Origin of the sequence: Petrotoga mexicana DSM 14811 (assembly GCF_002895565.1) — a bacterium.
GTDB classification, from domain to species: domain Bacteria; phylum Thermotogota; class Thermotogae; order Petrotogales; family Petrotogaceae; genus Petrotoga; species Petrotoga mexicana.
In genome coordinates this window covers 13,837-33,734 of record NZ_AZRN01000036.1, presented here as the reverse complement: position 1 = coordinate 33,734, position 19,898 = coordinate 13,837, and the positions used below count along the sequence as shown (strand labels likewise).

Genomic DNA, 19,898 nt, shown 5'->3' with positions numbered 1-19,898 from the left:
AAGAAACAGAAATAAAGCATATTTTAGAGTCTTGATAGAAAGTATAAATAATTAATTTGGAGGAGTCAAGATGAAAAAAATTTTTTTAATTGGGTTTTATGGATACGGCAACTTTGGAGATGACTTATTACTTAAAAGTTTCTTACAAATATTAAATGAAATAAAATTTGATGGGATTTTATTCTTACCTCTTGAAAACGAGTTGGAATTCAATGAAAAATATAGATTTCAAATAATCACTGTTTCAAGATTCAATTTCTACGAACTACGTAGAACTATAAAAGACTGCGATGTTATAATCTTTGGAGGAGGAAACCTTTTTCAATCCGAAACATCTTACAGAAGTTTTATGTACTATTATTATATAGCCCACCTCGGGGCAAAGTTTAATAAAACAATTTTACTCTTATCACAAGGTTTTGGATCTTTTAAGGAAAAACGTAGCCTCCAAAAATTAAAAAAGATCCTTTCTTATCCGAAACTTTACGGTAATTTGAGAGATAAAACATCATATGCCTTTGCATCAAGATGCAATAAAAATATCTCTCTAGGTGTAGATGTGGGACCATATGCCTTTTTAAATTATACTTATGAAAAAACAGACAAAATATCAGTTTGTTTAAAAGAAGAACACGATTTACAACATTTAACAGAATTTTTATCTACCTTTGAAAATTATTCACTTTCCACATTAGTAATAAATGCAAACCAAGATGCATTAAAAAATTATGAATTAGTTGAAAACATTAGAAAAAAAACGAATGTACTAGCTGAGTTCCCTTTTAAAGACCCAAATAAGATAATCAAAGAAATTTCTGAATCTAAAATAATCATATCTGATCGTTTACACAGTGCTCTGACTGGAATCTTTTTTGCTGGACAGACAATAACTTTCAACAATATTAAGAATCGTAGAGTATTAAAAAATATAAAAGAAGATTATAACTTTTTTTATAAAAATACATCTGAGATACCTTTTATCTATTACGATACCGTTTCTTCAAATTACGATTTCAAAGAAGCTTCTGACATCTACAAAGATAAATTACAAAAAACAATATTTGACATAAAAACACTCATTCAAAGTATCTTATGACCTGCAACTTGGAGGAATCGGTACAAAGTACCAAAACTATATTATCCGTAGGAGACTCAACATCGATAGGATAATTGTAGGTATCAATTGTTTGATAGACATTTTTACCCTCTATTACAAAAAGCTTATTTTCTATATGAGAGATAGCAAACAAATATTGTCCATTGGGAGAAACAGAAATATCACTAATTGGTACTTCTTCTAAAATAACATCGGTTTTCCCAGAGGAAAGATTGTAGTAATAAACACCACCCATGAGAGAATTACCCACAATATTATCTTTGTAGAGTTCAATATTTGTGCTATACTCCCCAAATTGTGCAATTTTAGGCTGTTTTCTGAAATCATTTCTATACAAACTTCCATCGTAATATGAAAGCATATAAATGATTCCGTTTGATCCCACAATATCTATAGGATGTTCAATATGATTATAATTCACTATATAAGTATCATTATTAGGGATCAAAAAAAGAAGATCTGTTAAAAACACGTTGTTTTGAAAGTTATCAAACAAAGGTATAAAAACTTGATCACCTATATTTCTTATCAACGGGCTATGTACAGGAAGGACCATTGATTTTTTTAATAACAGATTGTTATCAACTATGTATAATTTATAAGGATTTGTACCTAATATGTACAATTCTTCATTTATCAATCTTATATTAACGGGCTTAGAATCTAAAACTAATTTTTGTATCACTTTGTTGTTTTTAATTTTTAATACTTCCTTATTGTAATTATCAATAACATAAAAAAATTCGCCATCGTATGCCCCCCCCATCGGTAAGATAGCTTGTGTAAACTCAGTTTTTTCTAAAGTAAAGATATCTATAAAATGGATAGTACCTTGATAATCTGCAATTATCGCATAACTTTTACCCAAGTCGATATGAAATGCCCTTTCTCCAATATCGAAATTGTTGACTTCTAAAAAAATGGATTCAGAAAATAAGAAAGATACAAAGAATATAGTAAGTACTATTAACAAATGGGATTTTTTTGAAATAATAATCTCTCCTCATATAAGCAATTTATAGAATTATTTTACCACATCACATTTTTTCAATCAACATTTAATTATTTTAATTTCTCAGTGAAAAAGCTCTTAACTTACTGTAATCGCTTTTAAATAGAAATAATGGCTAATAACCAAGTATAATTCAGAAATTCTCTTGTTGAATAACTACAAAAAAAAATGTTATAATAAAATCAATCTATTGTTTGTTGTTGTTCATTCTAATTACCCACTTCAGAAATAGGTCAAAGCAACGATTAACTAAAGGTAAAGTAAGTTAAGGCAAGAAGAAAAAGAATTAAAATATTGGATAATTATCCAAAATTCTCTTTGAAAATCGAAGTAATTCTTCAAAAAATTGAAAAGTAATTAGAATTGAAGAATTTTCTAGGAAAAATAGAGATGTAAGAAGCACAGTTATTGAATAACCGTTCATTTGGGAGTATTGAAAAGGTTTTAAATCTTCTAAAGAAACAAGCTAAGAAGTTAAACCCACTAAGATCCAAGTACTTAACAACCTTTTCCAAAAGGTCGAAAGCATAATTCTTGTCATTGGCAGAAGCAGGGGAAACCACGGTGAAGATAGGGACGTTTAGGAAAGTGATAGTATGAGCCTTGTAACCAAGATAAGACATAGCGTTCTTTGGGTTACCGTACTTATCGTAGATAGGTTTAGAATTAGAAACAGGTTTAACGCCGAAATTTGCTTCTAAAGGAGAACGATAGTACTCTTTGTAATCTTTGAATTTACCGTGACTCTTCTTGTTGTTGAAGAAAGAATTAAAGATAATGGGGTAAGAATCAACAACAAGATAACTGGTATCAAAGATCCCCTCTTTGATGCCTTTAAGGACGGTAAAAACGATAACCTTATCCAAATAAGAAGGACCAAACTCCTCCTTAAAAGAAGAGAAAGTAGCTTCGGAAGGAACGTAATTGATAATAGGATCGAAACCGATGCATTTAGCGAAGGAAGGGTTACTCTTAAGGAAGTGAATCAACTCCCTTACTGTAAACCCTTTAACTTTCTGAACGAAGATAGCTTTAAGTAAAGCCCGACGGGAGTACCCTGTTCTGCCCATCTTATTACTGAAATCTGGGATAACGGACCAATCGATTAAATCGAGGAGATACTTAAATTCGGAATGTTCTTTCATATAATCAGAGTAGACGAAATCGAAGTACAGTTGAGAAGAGTTACCGTATAATGACAATTGAATGACCTGCTTACGAGATAATAAAAATGTGGTATCGAATAAATTATACAGTGAGGAGGCAAAAGTATAATATTAAAGGTATTAAGAGTTGATTACAATGCATGTTTTAGAATTTCTAAAGTGTCTAATAAAGGTAAAAAAGGAGGGGAACAAAATGAAAAGAGTCTTAGGCATTTTAGTTGTTATGGTTTTAGTTTTATCGGTATTTGCAGGGCCTAATCACTTAGTAATTTTCCACATGAACGATACTCACGCACATGTGTGGGGAACGGAAGATGGTGGAGGATTTGCCAGGGCAGCTACCCTGATAAATCAAGCAAGAGAAGAAGTGGCTAAGGAAGGTGGATCAGTACTTTTTCTACATGCTGGTGATGTAAATACAGGGATTCCAGAATCTGATCAGTTGGATGCAGTTCCTGACTTTTTGGCTTTACATTATATGGGTTTGGATGCTATGGTTTTGGGTAATCACGAATTCGATAAACCTTTTGAAGTGCTTGAGAAACAATATGAAGTAGCACAATTTCCATTCTTAGGAGCAAATTTTGTCGATGAAAAACATGGAGGACCAATTTTTGAACCGTACATCATAAAAGACTATGGTGATTTCTCAGTTGGAATTATAGGTCTTGTTACTGAACAAACGAAAGTTTTAGAACCAATTTATTTAGGCGAGAATACAATTGTGGATGCAGAAGAGACTTTAAAGAAATATCTTCCAATAGTCCAAGAAAAAGCTGATGTAGTTATAGTCCTTGGACACTTAGGTTATTATGCAGATGGAAGAAGACCCTACTTGCCTGTTGAGTTCACTACCTCAGATGAGTTAGCTGAAAATATATCTGGAGTAGATATTATAATAGACGGGCATACTCACACCTTGTTAGAAACACCTGTAGTAATTAATAATGTTATAGTAGCACAAGCTGGTGATAACGCAGAGAACATTGGGAGAATAGATTTATGGATCGATGATGGTAGGATAGTAGATTGGAGAGGAGAAGTAATTCCACTAACATCTGATATCCCTGAAGATCCTTTCATAAAAATGTTTACAGATGCTTTTTATCAACTTGGATCAGAGGCTTTGAATGAGGTTGTTGAAGAAACAAAAGTATATCTCGATGGGGAACATGCTAGAAGTGATGAAACGAATCTAAGCAACCTTATAACGGATAGTATGATTTGGAAAACAGGTGCGGATGTTGCTTTAATGAACGGTGGCGGGATAAGAGCTTCTATTGAAGCAGGAGATATAACCTACAGAGACATATTGACTGTTTTACCTTTTGGAAACACATTGTACGTTTTAGAGTTGACTGGGAAAGACATAATGGATGTTTTAAATTATGCTGCTAAAATTCCTGATGGCCAGGGTGCTAAGTTACATGTTGCAGGTCTAACGGCAGAAATAAAAGGTGGAAAAGCTACAAACGTAAAAATAAACGGTGAGCCTATAGATTTGAACAGAACTTATAAGGTTGTTACCAACAACTATATGGCTTCGGGTGGAGACGGTTACACAATGCTTGCAGGTAAACCTGGTTATGATACATACTTTAGAGATGCGGATGCTTTACGTGAATACATTGCTCACTTGGGAACTATAGAAGATTATACTTCCCAAGAGAGATTGATAGAATTAGATCAAGTTAAGTAAACAAACAAAAAGGGGTGTAAGAAAAAACTACACCCCTTTTAGATTCATTTTAAGTAGCACTTTTAACTCTTGTTTGGTATTTCGTTTTTTTTAACTTCTTTTTTAGTGCAAAACTTAATGCAAAGGGGTGATTTTATGTTAAAAAGAGCTATTTTAGCGTTGGTGTTGCTTTTGAGTGTATTCTCGTTGTTTTTTGCTGAGACGATAGAAGTACAAATCTTAGCAACTTCAGATTTGCATGGACGCTTTTTACCTTATGATTATGCCTTAAACCAACCTAATTATAGTGGAAGTATTGCACAAGTCTATTCGATCATAAATGAGTTGAGAAGTGAAAATCCTGAAGGAACTATATTGATTGACAATGGAGATACAATCCAAGAAAACCTTTCAAACATTTTTTTAGAAGATGCCATACATCCCATGATTTTTGCTATGAATGAAATAGGTTATGATGCATGGGTTTTAGGTAATCATGAGTTTAACTATGGGGTCCCAACACTTAAAAAGATTATGAGACAATTCATGCCAGTGGATGATAATCCTAATAGTGTTTTGTGTGGCAATGTTTATAATCCCGATGGAACAAGGTTAGCTGCCCCTTATAAAATAGTTACCACAGGGAATGGAATAAAAGTTGGAATAATAGGTATGGTTACTCCTAACATAGTAAAATGGGACGCTGCAAATTTGCAGGATTACATTGTGGTTGATCCTGTGGATGAGGTGAGAGTAGCAGTTGCACAATTAAAAGGACAAGTTGACGTGATTGTGGGAGCTTTTCATATGGGAATCGAAGAAGAATATGGGACCTATGGTTCTGGGGTTATAGATATTCTAGAGGCGACACCTGATTTAGATGTTGTTATTGCGGGTCATTTCCATGAAAAAATAGCTGAAACTTACTATTATAATGGAAAGTTGTATAAAGTATTTAATGGTAAGATTATTGATGAACAAAAAAATGACATTACGCAAGAAGTGAAGCTCAACGGAACTTTAATTGTGGAACCCGGAAAATGGGGGCAGACGTTATCACAAGTGGTATTGGAACTCCAGAAGGAAGGAGATAAGTACGTAATAGTTGATAAAAGTTCCGCTAATTACGATGTAAAAGCTGCTACTGGAACAGTACCACCAGACAGTGAATTGGAGAAAAAGCTTCAACCTTTTCATTATAAGGCTTTAGACTATGCTAACGAGATAATAGGAGAATTAAAAGGCGGACCTTTAGTTCCTCCAGATGAAATAAAAGGTATCCCACAAGTATACATACAACCCACCGCTATGATAGATTTGATAAATTCCGTTCAAATGTATTATGGGGAACAAGTGATAGGTGAAAAAATAGATGTATCAGCTTCTGCAGCCTTTAGATCGGATGCAAATATAAAAGAAGGTCCTATAAAAAGATCAGACATTTCTTTAATTTATAGATACGACAATACTTTGTATGTACTAGAAATAACAGGAAAGCAGTTGAAGAAATATATGGAATGGTCGGCTTCTTATTACAATCAATACCAACCTGGTGATTTAACTATTTCTTTCAACCAAAAAATTCCGGGTTATAATTATGATATGTTTAAAGGGGTTTATTACGAGATCGATGTTTCAAAACCAGTGGGTCAGAGGATAGTAAATTTAAGAAAAATCGATGGTAAACCTATTCAAGATAATGATGTATTAACATTGGCAGTCAACAATTATAGAGCAAATACCCAACTTTTGACCTATGGTCCAATATTTGAAAAAGGAGAACAACTGCCAAAGCTTCTTGGCAGAACCGAAGATCATCCTGACTTTTCGGCTATAAGCGGAGGAGATCTTAGAAAACTCATAGAAAAGTATATAATAGAAGTAAAAAATGGTGTGCTTACCCCAGAATATGAAGAAAATTGGAAAGTAGTGGGTACCGATTGGGATAGAGAATTGCACGATAAGCTTAAGGAATTATCCCATGAAGGAACCCTGGAAGTAAGCCCATACAAAGCTGTTAGGGTAGAGGATATTGAAGTATTTTTATAACTCCTAACTTCATAATATAATTACAAAAGAAGCTCGTGAAATAATTTTTGTTTTCTTTTGAGCCGTCCAGATAAATGGAACGAATGTTTCAGAATAGTAATGTAATTAAGCGAACATACAAAAGGGGTGTAGGAAAAACTACACCCTTTTTAAATTTTTTATTTATATAAATTAAGAAAAGTTAAGTTTTTTAATTTTAATCAAAAATAAATGACTTAGAATAACTCTAATTAGATCTAAACACCTCTAATTGATGTTGACATAGAAATAAAAATATGATTAAATGTTTCGTAGAAAGCCATCCTTAAGAATGAGTTACTATGTGAGATAAAAAATTTAAGGTTCTTTTCTAAAAAGTACGGGTAGAATAAATTAAATATGAACAAATGAATATCTGGTAGCAGGTAGGAGAACACAAAATACATAAGTTAGGAAAGGAATCTCTCCTCATATAAGCAATTTATAGAATTATTTTACCACATCACATTTTTTCAATCAACATTTAATTATTTTAATTTCTCAGTGAAAAAGCTCTTAACTTACTGTAATCGCTTTTAAATAGATATAATTGCTAATAACCAAGTATAATTAAGAAACTCCCTGGTTGAACAATTACAAAAAAAATGTTATAATAAAATCAATCTATATTTATTGCTTTACAATACATTATAATGATTTGGAGGATAGAGATGAAGAAATTAGCCATTTTATTAATTACAGTCATTTTTTCTTTAACAGCTTTTACGATCGATGTTGAAGCGGTTGGAGATTTTTTTACGACTCTTATTCAGACCTACAATGAAGAGGGAAGTGTTTCAAACGAAGAATTCGATTCTTTTTTTCAAGAACTTAGTAATCTAGGCTTATATAGATTTTATAGAACTCAAATGATAGGTAGCGCCGAATACGTTGATAGGCCTACAAATGTCCAAACTTATTTATCTCAGATATACGACAATGTTCAGTCTCAATTTACAACAATCGAAGAAAAATTGGCTTTGGCCGGGTTTTTAGTGTATGTTCAATCAGATCTTTCGGGTGAACAAATTACTCAAGAGATGATAAGATCGATGCCAGCCTATTTTGCTACTGTTCAAGATTATACAAGATCTTTAGAGAATGATGCTTTAACTTACTTCGGCAATGTTATTATATATTCTTTAGGAATTGTTGATACCGCTCCATTTACAGATATTCAAAGGTTCGAATCTAAGGCGGAAATTTTGGATAAAAGATTTTACATATATGAAGGAGAAACTAACCCTGAATACAATAAGATAATATTAGAAAATAAAGAGAGTTTGGAACATGGTATTCAACAACTTGCTCAATCAGACACAACGGGAAGACCACTCCAAATTGCCATAGATCAACTCTCTTACAATTATGTCAATTCACTAATAAATGAAACCAACGAACAAATACAACAAGTTACCCAAATGTTTATTGAGGAAGGAAGGCATGGGGTTAATATTTCTTTTATAAGAATTATCATTTATGCTGCTTTGATTCTTGTAACATTCTTATTTTTAAGAAAATATTTTTGGATAACAGTCTTAAGCATATTCGGAGTTGAATTTGTATACCTTTTAGCATTCTACAATCCGATAAAAGATACAGTATCTTCTTTCATCTATGGAAGTTATATAGTAACTTTTGTATTTTTGTTTTTAGCCGTTTTGCTCTTCAAAAGTATCGGAAAAAAGATTAAGTTTACAGAAAAAGTTATAAACTTTTCCATCTTTTTTTTAGTGCTGCTTACTCTGTTCGTCCCATCATACTATTCTTATGATCTTTTGATGGGAAAAAATACTCAGTTTGATAACTCTACTTTCGAAACCCAGCTATTGAACGATGTTGTTGCTTACCCACACGCTCCTTTACATAAAACTATATCCAGTTTGAACTCCCACTTAGGAAGTGAATATTCCAAGGTTAATACTTTTTATAAATCGACTTTCGCATCCTTTTTAGATGATCTTTTGAATTCACAAGTTTTATCAAATCTACAAGGTTCATCAGTTCAAACGAATAGGGACGGCTTGAAAATTGACAAAGTAGAAAATTATCGAGGTATACCGCTTGACTTTTCAAAAGAGGTTACTGATTTTGTGAACTCATCAGAAATTACCGAAAGGAATATTTATAATGAGGTAGATACGTTAAAGGTTCAAGTTCATGATGTTTTAAAATTTTCAGATGCCGAATTCGAATCGAAATTCATGGATACTTCAAACCAACTCCTACGATCTACTGATCTCATTGATCCATTGTTGCCAACTTTATATTCTTTTTTTGACGTTGAAAAGGTCGACAAAATAAATTTAAAAGCCTATAACACTGTTTTTGGTACGAAAATCTTTCTTTTGTTTTTCTTAAGTTTAACGATTCTTGTAATTTTTGAAGAGAAATTCGTAAAATATATTTCTTTAATATCCATGTATTTCCTAAGCATTCTTAGTTTTATAAAAGTAACTCCGCTTGAAGTTTTCAGTCAAACTGGATATCCTATTATCCACACTGTTGATTACACTATCAACTATATTTTCGGAATAATTTTGTTAATTTTAACTTCACTTCTGTTTTTGAGATACTTACACTATCAAAGGAACAAATAAATTTACCTAAAGGAGGTAGAAAAACATGAAAAAGTTGCTAGTTTTTAGTTTAATTAGTTTAATGTTTGTAAGTTCTTTTGCTCTCAAAGTTGTTATGGTAACTGATGTTGGCGGTTTAGGAGATAAGTCATTCAACGATGGCACTTGGGCAGGAGTACAAATGGCTATGGAACAACTTCCTAATGTTGAAGGAGAAATAATTATATCCAAGGAACAAACTGATTACATTCCAAATTTAACCAACGCCGCTCAAAGAGGAGATGTAGTAATTGGGGTTGGATTTATGATGGCAGATGCTTTATTTAATATCGCTGCTCAATATCCCGATACATTTTTTATAGGAATAGATATAGAGCCATCTCCAGGTCAAACGATTCCAAACAATTTAGCCCTTTACACCTTTAAAGAACATGAAGCAGGATTCTTAGGCGGGTACGTCGCTGCTGCCATGACCAAAACAGGAAAAATAGGTTTTGTTGGTGGTTTGGAAATTCCTCCAGTCAAAAGATACGAAATAGGTTACAGAGCAGGAGTTGAAGCCTACAACCAAATTCATGGTACAAATGTTCAAGTTTTAATCGGTTACGCTGCCAGTTTTGAAGATCCAGCAAAAGGGAAACAGTTAACCCTTTCTCAGTATGACAACGGTGCAGATATTGTCTTCGCATGTGCTGGTGCAACAGGAAATGGCGTCATCGATGCTGCAAAAGAAACCGGAATGTCTTTCTATGGTTTACCAGCGGATGCTCCTTTACAACAGGTTATAGATAAATATTATGAAAAAGGTGAAGGTTACTTTGCCATTGGAGTGGACGTGGATCAAGATTATATGGCACCAGGTTACGTATTACTCAGTATTACGAAAAAGATCGATGTAGCTACTTTTGAAGGTATTAACTCAGCTTTGTCAGCTAGATATTTTCAAGCAGGACACAACAACTTAGGAATAGTTGATGACGGTGTTGGAATCTCTCCAATGAAATACACCAAGGGACTTATACCAAACGAAGTTATAGCAGAATTAGCATATTTACAATCCCTGGCTAAGGAAGGAAAAATTAATATTCCTCAAAACGAAGCTGAATTAGGTTCTTTCAATGCAAGTAATATAGTTTTTCCATTCTAATATTAAGATATCTTATTTATTCCAATATGAGGCGGGATAAAATCCCGCCTATTTTGTAGACTATTTTTTTAAAGTTTATTAAAACCTTTATTTCTAAAGTTGAAAGGAGGTTACAGATGCCTCAAACTGAGAATATTCAAGAAGAGTTAAATGATTATGCAGTATACATGAAAGAGATAACTAAAGTATTCCCAAGGGTAGTTGCAAACGATAGAGTCACATTTAAAGTAAAAAAAGGCGAAATACATGCATTAATAGGTGAAAATGGTGCCGGAAAAACTACTTTGATGAATCAACTTTATGGTTTATACCAACCTACTAGCGGTGAGATTTATATAAAAGGAAAAAAAGTTGATATCAAAGGTCCTTCTGATGCTATAGATAATGGTATAGGGATGGTTCATCAACATTTTATGCTCGTTGAAAATTTATCAGTTGCGGAAAACGTTGTTTTAGGAAGTGAACCCAAAAGGGGCATTACTTTTAATTTTAAAAAAGCAAAAAAAGACGTAAAGGAACTGTCTGAAAAGTATGGACTCAAGGTTGATGTAGAGGCAAAAATCGAAGATATTCCTGTAGGCATGCAGCAGAGAGTGGAGATAATTAAAACGCTTTATAGAGGCGCAGACATATTAATACTCGACGAACCTACTGCCGTCTTGACCCCTCAGGAAACCCAAGAGCTATTTGAAATACTAAGAAGTTTAAGAAAAGATGGTAAGACGATTATTTTTATAAGTCACAAATTGAAAGAAGTGTTAGAGATAAGCGACAATATCACCGTTATGAGACTTGGAAAGGTTACTGGTAACGTAAAGACTTCGGACACAAACGAAACAGAATTGGCAAATATGATGGTTGGAAGAGAAGTTGTTCTAAGTATAGATCGACCAAGAATAGAACCTGGAGAAGTACTAGTGAAAGTTGAAAACTTGTGGATAAAAGACAATAGAAAGTTAGATGCTGTAAGAGGCCTTAACTTTGAAGTTAGAAAAAACCAGATTCTAGGAATAGCTGGAGTTGCAGGAAATGGACAGTCTGAACTTGCTGAAGCCTTAACTGGCCTTAGAAAAATTGAAAGTGGTAAGTTCTATTTCCAAGGTAAAGAGGTTACAAATTTATCTGTAAAAGAATTAAGGGAGCTAGGCATAGCTCATGTACCTGAAGACAGACAAAAAAGAGGAATGGTTCATGAATTCCCAAATTATTTTAATCTAATTTTAGGTTCTCATGACAAACCACAATTTTCAGAAAGAGGATTCCTAAAACTTGATGATATAAGAGATTTTTCGAAAGACCTCATAGAGAAGTTTGATGTTAGACCACCTGAGATTGATATATATACAGGAAACTTATCTGGTGGAAACCAACAAAAAGTTATCATCGCGCGAGAAATTGGCACTTCACCTAAATTTATAGTCGTTTCCCAACCTACACGAGGATTAGACGTAGGAGCAATAGAATACGTCCACAAAGAATTGATACATTTGAGACAAGAAGGAGTGGCTATTTTACTGATATCCATGGAACTCGAAGAAATCTTGTCTTTATCTGATAGAATAATGGTTATGTATGAAGGAAAATCTATGGGTGAATTTGAAAATGGTCAATTAACAATAGAAGAGATCGGTTTAATGATGGCAGGAAAGAGTTTGGATGAAGTAAAATTAATGGAAGAGGCTGGAGAAATTAAAAGTCTATAAATAGGAGGCGCTAATAAAGTGACTTCTTCCTCAAAACTTATGAAATCAAGATGGATGTCTTTTCTAGTACCTTTTTTAGCAGTTGTAGTTTCACTTTTAATTGCAGCAATTATAATATTAGCCATAGGTCAAAATCCTTTAAAAGCCTATGGAGCCATGATTAAAGGAGCGGTTGGCAGCAGGCTTTCCTGGGCTGACAATATAACAAAAATGACTAGTTTGTTACTTACTGGTTTAGCAGTTGGCTTTGGATTTCGAGCTGGAGTTTTCAATATAGGTGCCGAAGGTCAAATGGCCATGGGAGGGATAATGGCGGTAGCGGTAGGACTGAACTTAGGCAATGTCCCCTCTGCTGTTGCAATACCTTTGACCATTGTTGCTGGTATGGCTGGAGGAGCCTTTTGGGCATCTATAGCCGGTTGGCTTAAAGCTAAAACTGGTGCTCATGAAGTTATAAGTACCATAATGTTGAACTGGATAGCTTATCATATTACCAATTATCTGGTAGCCGGACCATTTGCTGTAGGCGCAGGCGTTCCAAAATCCCCTGAAATTGCACAAAGTGCTCAACTTCCTGCGCTATTAACAGTCCAAGCATCTACAATTCCCTCTAGTATCTTAATAGCCATAGTCGCTGCAATTGCTATTTATATAATACTGGAGAAAACAACAACTGGCTACGAAGTTAAAGCCGTAGGTTTCAATCCATATGCAGCAGAATATGGAGGTATATCGATAAGTAAAAATATAGTACTAACAATGGCTATTTCAGGAGCTTTGGCTGGCTTGGCTGGGGCTTTAGAAGTCATGTCTGTCCATCATAGGATTTTTGGAGCATTCACAAGCGATAGAGGTTTTGATGGAATAACTATTGCATTGATCGGCCAAAACAATCCTATAGGGATTATTTTTGCCGCTTTCCTTATCTCATCCCTGAGATCTGGTTCAAATGCAATGCAAACTATAGGGGTACCAGATGATATTATTGTTGTTATACAAGGAATAATAATATACTTTGTCGCTGCAGATAGAATCATAAGAACCTGGATCATGAAAGCTACTCAACTTGGAAAGAAAAAATCACCAAAAACAATTCAAGGTGGTGAAGAAGAATGAATTGGTTTGAAGCTATATTTACTGCTTTTGCTTCACCTTTATTTTATAAATTAACGATTCTTTCTGCATTACCATTGATTTTTGCTGGAATTGGAGGAGTTTACAGTGAAATAACCGGCGTAACAAATATTGCTTTAGAAGGTATAATGAAATTAGGAGCCTTCATCGGGGTGGCTGTTACTTTTCTTACTGGGAACCCTTGGATTGGATTGATTTTAGGTATGATTGGAGGTTTAATTTTGGCCTTCTTTCATGCTTATGTTTCCATAGAATGGGCAGCAAATCAAATTGTTTCTGCTACAGCTTTGATTCTGATTGCTCAAGGGTTCACTGGTTTTCTAATGAAACCTATTTTTGGCCAAGAAGGTCAAACAGACTTTGTTGCTAAAATCCCAACGGTAAAAATAGAGGCAATTCAAAATATTCCTTTCATTGGAGAAATCTTCGGAGAAATCAGTTCCTTCTTTTACATTGCTATAGTAGTCATCATCGGATCGTGGTTTTTACTTTACAAGACTCCTTTAGGTTTAAGAATGCGTTCTGTAGGTGAAAATCCAAGGGCTGCGGATACGTTAGGTGTGAACGTTAAGGCGATAAGATACTTTGGAGTTTTAATGAGTGGAGTGCTCGCTGCATTAGGAGGGATGTATCTAGCCCTAGGTGATATAGGACAGTTTCAAGAACAGATGCCAGCCGGAAAAGGCTTCATTGCTTTGGCAGCCATGATATTAGGAAATTGGAATCCTATTGGTACAATGTGGGCGGCTTTGCTTTTCGGAGCTGCAGAAGCTATGAATATTCAACTTCAAACTTTGATGGTTCTTCCTTCAGAAATCAAAGCTTTACTAAATTTATTGCCTTTCGTTTTGACTATAATCGTAGTTGGAGGATTTGTTGGAAGAACAAGAGCACCCGCTGCCGACGGGGTCCCTTACGAAAAAGAGTAAAAGTATGTTTCAAAGGTGGATAATATGCAAGAAAATATTGAAATAGCTTTGTTAAATAAGTACAAAAAAATAATTGGTATAGATGAAGCTGGAAGAGGCCCATTAGCTGGGCCTGTTTTTGTGGGGGCTGTTGTTATAGAATCAAAAAAAGAATGCGAATTATTAGCAAAAATTGGAAGAGATTCAAAATCGTTATCTCCAAAAGAAAGAGAGAGAAGATACTTTCAAATAACGAAAAATTTTAAATATTATAGTAATTTTTCAACTTCAGATTTAATAGATCAAATAAATATATTCAAGGCGACTGAACTAGCAATTATGAAATTATTGGTAAAAGTGGTGGGAAAAAATCTGAACGATTATTATTCAATCATCGATGGAAAGTTCTTCAAACTTGATTATAATTACGAATGCATAATCAAAGGCGATCAAATATCTCCTTTAATAGGAGCTGCATCTATTGTAGCAAAATACGAAAGAGATATATATATGAATCAACTACATGAAATATATCCTAATTATGGCTTTGTAAACCACAAAGGCTATCCTACCAGGAAACACATTGAAAGCATAAAAAAATATGGTATAATATCAGAGCATAGAAAAACATTTAATCCTATTAAGAGATTCATCGAAGAAGGAATTTTATGAGGAGGCAAATATCTTGAGGAAAAAAGCTCAACTATTGTTATTTTTTGTATTTCTTATTTCAACTATTCTTTATCCAAAAATAATCTATCAACCATTGGAGCAAGCAACCTTTGCAAAAGTTAATGAAGAAACACTTAGTGAAGAACTATTAATATCAAGATCTCAAATAGTTTACCTTTTGTCAGATATTTATAATTCTTATCCCGAGTTTTATTCTGTTTTAACAAGAACAGCTACAGGTGTTGAACTCATGAATACATATTTAGAAGATCAAGCTTTAAAAATAGTCAATCAAGTTCTTTTTATACAATTCGTCGAACAAAAAAACATAGATTTACAACGCAAACAAACGTGGAATAACATTGAAGAAAACTTTTCAAAAGCCTTTAAAGACGTTGGAATACCTGACGAAGAAATAGAAAATTATCTTCTCGCCTTAGGTTACACTTCAAAAACAAATTATTTAGAAGCTGCATATTATTCAACATTATACAATAATTCTATAGCTGCGCTTTATACCAAAATTGTTCAAGAGGCAGAAGTAACCGACGAAGAAATTGCAAAGGAATATCAAAACAACAAAGCCATCTATAAATCTGATCCTGCAGCTGATATAAAGCTAATTATATTCAATAGCACAGAAGATGCTTCTTACACATACAATCGTATTATTGAAGGTTATTACACATATGATGAAGTATTTGAACAAACTGATTCAGCTACCTCTATGAGAATAAATCTTAAAGATGATTCAAATTCGATTGTACAAACTGTAAAAAGCAATCCTCCAGGATTTATTACAACGCCTCTTTTGTATGATTCGCAAAACGGTACATATGCTCTTTTAAAAATAGAACGAAAATACCCAGAAAAACAGTTAACTTTTGAAGAAGCAAAAGACCAAATAATTTTTAACTTAAAAGACAAAAAAGCTCAAGAATATTTTGATAAAGTTTTACCAACTGAATTCCAAAAATTTCAAGAAGAATCTTCAATAATTCTCAATTCTGATATGTTTTGAAGGAGGCTTACTCATGCCTGATATAGAAAAAGATAAAATCATAAATGCTCTGAAAGAGGTTTATGATATGGAAATTGGATTCGATATCGTTTCATTAGGTTTGATATACAAGGTAGATATAGATGAGAACAATAACGTTCACATATTGATGACATTAACCACCCCAATGTGCCCTTTGGCCGGTTTAATAATTGAAAATGCAAAAGAGAAGGTAAAAGAAATAGAACAAATCAACGATGTAGATATCGAACTTACCTTTGATCCCCCCTGGGATCCGCAGATGGCGAGTGAAGAAGTTAGAAATATTTTGGGAATTTGAGGTAAGATAATGAAGATAACAGAGTTATTAAGTAAAATTCAGGGGGAGTTTAAAATCTCCCCCTTTCGTATATTGAAAATATTATCAAAAATTGAAGATAAAGATATATCTTTTTTTCTTAAAGATTCAGAAGTAGAAATTTCTCACCAAACTTTCGATTTTTTACTTAAACATCTTAAAGAAGGGTATCCTATCGAATACTTTACAAAAAAGGTTTCTTTTTTAGGAAATGAGTTTTTTGTAGATGAAAATGTACTAATACCTAGGATAGAAACTGAAGATTTAGTAATATTAGCAGTCAATCTTATAAAAAATAAAAATATAAAACATGTAATTGATATAGGGACAGGTTCTGGTGTGATAGCAATCTCAATAAAAAAGCAAACCCCAAAAATTAAGGTTCAGGCTTCTGATATTTCAGAAGCTGCGATAAAAGTAGCTCAATACAACGCTCAGAGATTAGGTGTCAATGTTGAATTTAAAATTGGTGATTGCTTAGATCCATTTTTGAAAGACATTGAAGAAGTAGAATTGATAATTTCAAATCCTCCATATGTGGAAACTTCTTTTATAGAACAAAATCGTTTTTTAAAATATGAGCCTAGAATTTCCCTTGATGGGGGATACGATGGTCAAAGTTTTTTTAAAAAGATATCTAAATATTCTCACCTTTTAAAATCTAAATATCTCTTGTTCGAAACCAGTGAATTTACTGTAAAAAAAACGGCTGAAATTCTATCAACAATAGGAAAAGTTCAAATTTTGCCTGACTCTTTTAAGAAAGAAAGATTCATCTTTATTTCCCCTCATTATTAAACAAACTTAGAACAAGCATTATCTCACCTACACCAATTTTCAATTCCTTAGCTATCTCTTGATGGGTATAGCCATTCTTGGACAACTCAAGAATTTTGTCAGTTTTGTCGTATTTATAGTTAGCATTATCTTTACTTATATTTATATTTATATTTTTATCTTTATCTTTAGCCATATCGATATTTGATGGAATATTTTCTTTCTTTGACGAGATGTTGGGAACTTCTTTGATTTTCTCAAATATCATTTTTTCTTCTTCTGGTGTCAACTTTACCAAATGGTTAGAAACATCCAAATCGGTATTTGTGTTAATAAAATCAACCAACTTTTTACTTGATATATTTAATTTTCTTGAAAGCTCGTAAACCCTTAGTCTATCGTCTTTTTCAACTGTCTCTTTTTGATTTTTATTATCCTTCTGATCTTCTAAATTTTTTGTGTTTTGGACTTTAGTTTCAATTTCTTGTCTCTTATACGAATCTAATTTCCTTTCTAAATCTGTCAACAATGAAAAAGTTTTAGCATAAGCATCATCTAAATCTTTCATAAGTTGATCAACCAATTCTATTTTATTATCTAAGGCCCTTAATCTTGTGGAGGTTATCTTTTGAAATCTTGCTAAATAGAGGTTTTTTTCTTCCTCAAAATTTTCATATTTTTCCCCTGTCTCGTTATTTTCTTGTAAAAAGTTGCCTAAACGGATCATAAGAAAAATATTAACAATTGATATTGTGAGAGAAAGGACAACTAATAAATATAAAATAACCATTACAATTCCCCCATTTTTACGATAGTCTATTTAGATTGGAATTCTATCGTGGGATAACCTAATGCCCCGGTATAGGAATAGCCTATAACATTCTGGTCTATATAAGTGGGAGTAGGATTTACACTTAAGACTTCCCAACCATAAGGATAATGAATACTTACAGTCACTTCCTCATTCTGAGCACTTAAAAGTTGTCCAGAAAGAGAAAATTCAATATTTCCTCTATCATTTCTATAAACCAACCCTTCCAATTTAACCGTTTCATTCACATAAATCCTTGGAGAATTGGAATTTACGGTTGACTCATAAGATAAAACCACAAAATCTCTTGGGATTTGTTCTTTTAAATTATCCAAAGATTGTTGAAAAAGAGAAAGCTTTTCTTCATCGGGGGTGTTAAACCCTTCTACCAAGGTTTCGTAATCTCTCTCGTTTTCTGTTAGTATTTCTACTTTGGTTGCAAAATCCACGGAAAGGTCTTCGTAAATAGTAAATGTAATATCTCTTGATATTACTTGAAACTGAGGCTGAAGATTTCTGTACATAAAAAATTGAAAAATAGCTAACCCAGCAAAGAAAATTAATGTTATGATTATGAAATTAAAGCTATTACCCCTTTTTTGTTTTTGATCGTTAGCCATGTGATTCCTCCTAATAAATGATCTTTAACCTGTTGATTATTTTTTATTATAACATAAATCAAGTGTTTTTTTTAAAGGTACAAAAATTTAGTCAATACCCCGTACAGATTTCTCCCTTTCACCCCCTAGCCTACTCCGAAGAATCATTAAATTATATCAAATATAACAAGAAGTTGCAATCGTAATTCTAACTTAAAGTTATATCGGTTGTAATATCTGCACAAAACAGAGATATTATAATTAAGAATTGTTGTGGGATAAAAAGCTTCTTCCTGAAAGAATATTAATCGGCTTTTGAAATTAATATTCTTCACTAAATTCACAAAACTAAAAAAACAACCTACAAGGAGGGCTAAGATGAACGAATTAACCAGTTCTCAAATATGGATATTTGGAACCCTAGCAAGTCTGATCGCTGGTCTTGCTACTTCAATTGGAGCTATTCCAGTATTGTTTTTCAAAAAAGAGTTAAGCGAAAAAAATTTAGATATGTTTTTAGGATTTGCTGCCGGTGTTATGCTCGCAGCTACTGTTTTTTCACTTATAATTCCATCTTTAGACACGGGTGGAATATTAATAACTATTTTAGGGATATTTCTCGGCGCACTTACTATTGAATTAATGGATACCTTCTCCCCTCATGAACATTTTTTAAAGGGACATGAAGGACCTGAGTTAGCCCGTTTAAAGAAGATATGGTTGTTCGTTATCGCAATAGCACTCCATAACTTTCCGGAAGGAATGGCTGTAGGGGTGAGTTTTGGTGGTGGAATGATTGCTAATGGTATTACTGTAGCAGTTGCTATAGGACTACAAAATATTCCAGAAGGGACAGCGACAGCTTTCTCTTTAATTAAAGCAAATTATTCAAGAAAACAAAGTTTCTTTTGGAGTTTTTTGACAGGATTAGTCGAACCTATAGGAGGTTTACTTGGGGCATCTCTAGTGGTCTTAATGAAACCAGCCTTACCTTTTTTTCTTTCATTTGCGGGAGGGGCTATGCTGTACGTTATCAGCGATGAGATAATCCCAGAAACACATTCTCACGGATACGAAAGAACGGCTACTTTCTCACTGATTTTTGGATTTTTGCTGATGCTGGTCCTCGATGTAGCATTAGGCTAAATAAATAGACGTTTTAGAAATAAA

Annotated in this window: 17 protein-coding genes; 13 read left to right on the top strand and 4 right to left on the bottom strand. The window is 33.3% G+C overall.

Going from position 1 to position 19,898, the window contains the following annotated elements; translation table 11 throughout:
- Nucleotides 1-70: 70 nt before the first annotated feature.
- Nucleotides 71-1,096: a polysaccharide pyruvyl transferase family protein gene (locus X927_RS09615; protein ID WP_103077855.1), complete on the top strand. Its 1,026-nt coding sequence runs from the start codon at nt 71-73 to the stop codon at nt 1,094-1,096.
- Here X927_RS09615 and X927_RS09610 read toward each other — a convergent pair.
- Complete coding sequence (locus tag X927_RS09610; protein ID WP_103077854.1) at nt 1,077-2,090, bottom strand: YncE family protein; 1,014 nt, start codon at nt 2,088-2,090, stop codon at nt 1,077-1,079. The genes X927_RS09615 and X927_RS09610 overlap by 20 nt on opposite strands.
- A gap of 377 nt (nt 2,091-2,467) precedes the next feature.
- Nucleotides 2,468-3,331: a transposase gene (locus X927_RS09605; protein WP_103077853.1), complete on the bottom strand. Its 864-nt coding sequence runs from the start codon at nt 3,329-3,331 to the stop codon at nt 2,468-2,470.
- A 157-nt stretch (nt 3,332-3,488) separates the two neighbouring features.
- Between X927_RS09605 and X927_RS09600 the strand changes: the two genes are divergently transcribed.
- The 11 genes from X927_RS09600 to X927_RS09550 all read left to right on the top strand — a co-directional run bounded on the left by X927_RS09600 (nt 3,489) and on the right by X927_RS09550 (nt 17,339).
- Nucleotides 3,489-4,994, top strand: coding sequence for a 5'-nucleotidase C-terminal domain-containing protein (locus X927_RS09600; RefSeq protein WP_103077852.1), 1,506 nt, complete (start codon nt 3,489-3,491; stop codon nt 4,992-4,994).
- A 135-nt stretch (nt 4,995-5,129) separates the two neighbouring features.
- Nucleotides 5,130-7,022: a 5'-nucleotidase C-terminal domain-containing protein gene (locus tag X927_RS09595; protein WP_103077851.1), complete on the top strand. Its 1,893-nt coding sequence runs from the start codon at nt 5,130-5,132 to the stop codon at nt 7,020-7,022.
- Between the two features lie 689 nt (nt 7,023-7,711).
- The gene (locus X927_RS09590; protein ID WP_103077850.1) at nt 7,712-9,640 is read left to right on the top strand and encodes a hypothetical protein; all 1,929 of its coding nucleotides are present in this window, start codon (nt 7,712-7,714) and stop codon (nt 9,638-9,640) included.
- Nucleotides 9,641-9,665: 25 nt separating this feature from the next.
- Nucleotides 9,666-10,766, top strand: coding sequence for a BMP family lipoprotein (locus X927_RS09585; protein ID WP_103077849.1), 1,101 nt, complete (start codon nt 9,666-9,668; stop codon nt 10,764-10,766).
- 116 nt (nt 10,767-10,882) lie between these two features.
- Nucleotides 10,883-12,469: an ABC transporter ATP-binding protein gene (locus X927_RS09580; protein ID WP_103077848.1), complete on the top strand. Its 1,587-nt coding sequence runs from the start codon at nt 10,883-10,885 to the stop codon at nt 12,467-12,469.
- Nucleotides 12,470-12,508: 39 nt separating this feature from the next.
- The gene (locus X927_RS09575) at nt 12,509-13,585 is read left to right on the top strand and encodes an ABC transporter permease (protein ID WP_103077943.1); all 1,077 of its coding nucleotides are present in this window, start codon (nt 12,509-12,511) and stop codon (nt 13,583-13,585) included.
- Complete coding sequence (locus tag X927_RS09570; RefSeq protein WP_103077847.1) at nt 13,582-14,532, top strand: ABC transporter permease; 951 nt, start codon at nt 13,582-13,584, stop codon at nt 14,530-14,532. The genes X927_RS09575 and X927_RS09570 overlap by 4 nt, the downstream gene beginning before the upstream one ends.
- 24 nt (nt 14,533-14,556) lie before the next feature.
- On the top strand, nt 14,557-15,183 hold the full coding sequence (locus X927_RS09565; RefSeq protein WP_103077846.1) for a ribonuclease HII: 627 nt from the start codon (nt 14,557-14,559) through the stop codon (nt 15,181-15,183).
- Between the two features lie 13 nt (nt 15,184-15,196).
- Complete coding sequence (locus X927_RS09560) at nt 15,197-16,204, top strand: peptidyl-prolyl cis-trans isomerase (protein WP_103077845.1); 1,008 nt, start codon at nt 15,197-15,199, stop codon at nt 16,202-16,204.
- Nucleotides 16,205-16,217: 13 nt separating this feature from the next.
- The gene (locus X927_RS09555; RefSeq protein WP_103077844.1) at nt 16,218-16,523 is read left to right on the top strand and encodes a metal-sulfur cluster assembly factor; all 306 of its coding nucleotides are present in this window, start codon (nt 16,218-16,220) and stop codon (nt 16,521-16,523) included.
- Between the two features lie 9 nt (nt 16,524-16,532).
- Nucleotides 16,533-17,339 (top strand): HemK/PrmC family methyltransferase, encoded by an 807-nt coding sequence (locus tag X927_RS09550; protein ID WP_103077843.1) that lies wholly within the window; start codon nt 16,533-16,535, stop codon nt 17,337-17,339.
- Here the strand turns inward: X927_RS09550 and X927_RS09545 are convergent.
- A complete protein-coding gene (locus X927_RS09545; protein ID WP_103077842.1) occupies nt 17,320-18,108 on the bottom strand; it encodes a DUF6115 domain-containing protein in 789 nt (262 codons plus the stop codon). The two genes, X927_RS09550 and X927_RS09545, sit on opposite strands and share 20 nt — an antisense overlap.
- 26 nt (nt 18,109-18,134) lie before the next feature.
- Nucleotides 18,135-18,749: a DUF4897 domain-containing protein gene (locus X927_RS09540; protein ID WP_103065463.1), complete on the bottom strand. Its 615-nt coding sequence runs from the start codon at nt 18,747-18,749 to the stop codon at nt 18,135-18,137.
- A gap of 357 nt (nt 18,750-19,106) precedes the next feature.
- On the opposite strand from X927_RS09540, the gene X927_RS09535 reads away from it, so the two are divergent.
- The gene (locus tag X927_RS09535; RefSeq protein ID WP_103065462.1) at nt 19,107-19,874 is read left to right on the top strand and encodes a ZIP family metal transporter; all 768 of its coding nucleotides are present in this window, start codon (nt 19,107-19,109) and stop codon (nt 19,872-19,874) included.
- The last annotated feature ends 24 nt before the right edge of the window (nt 19,875-19,898 follow it).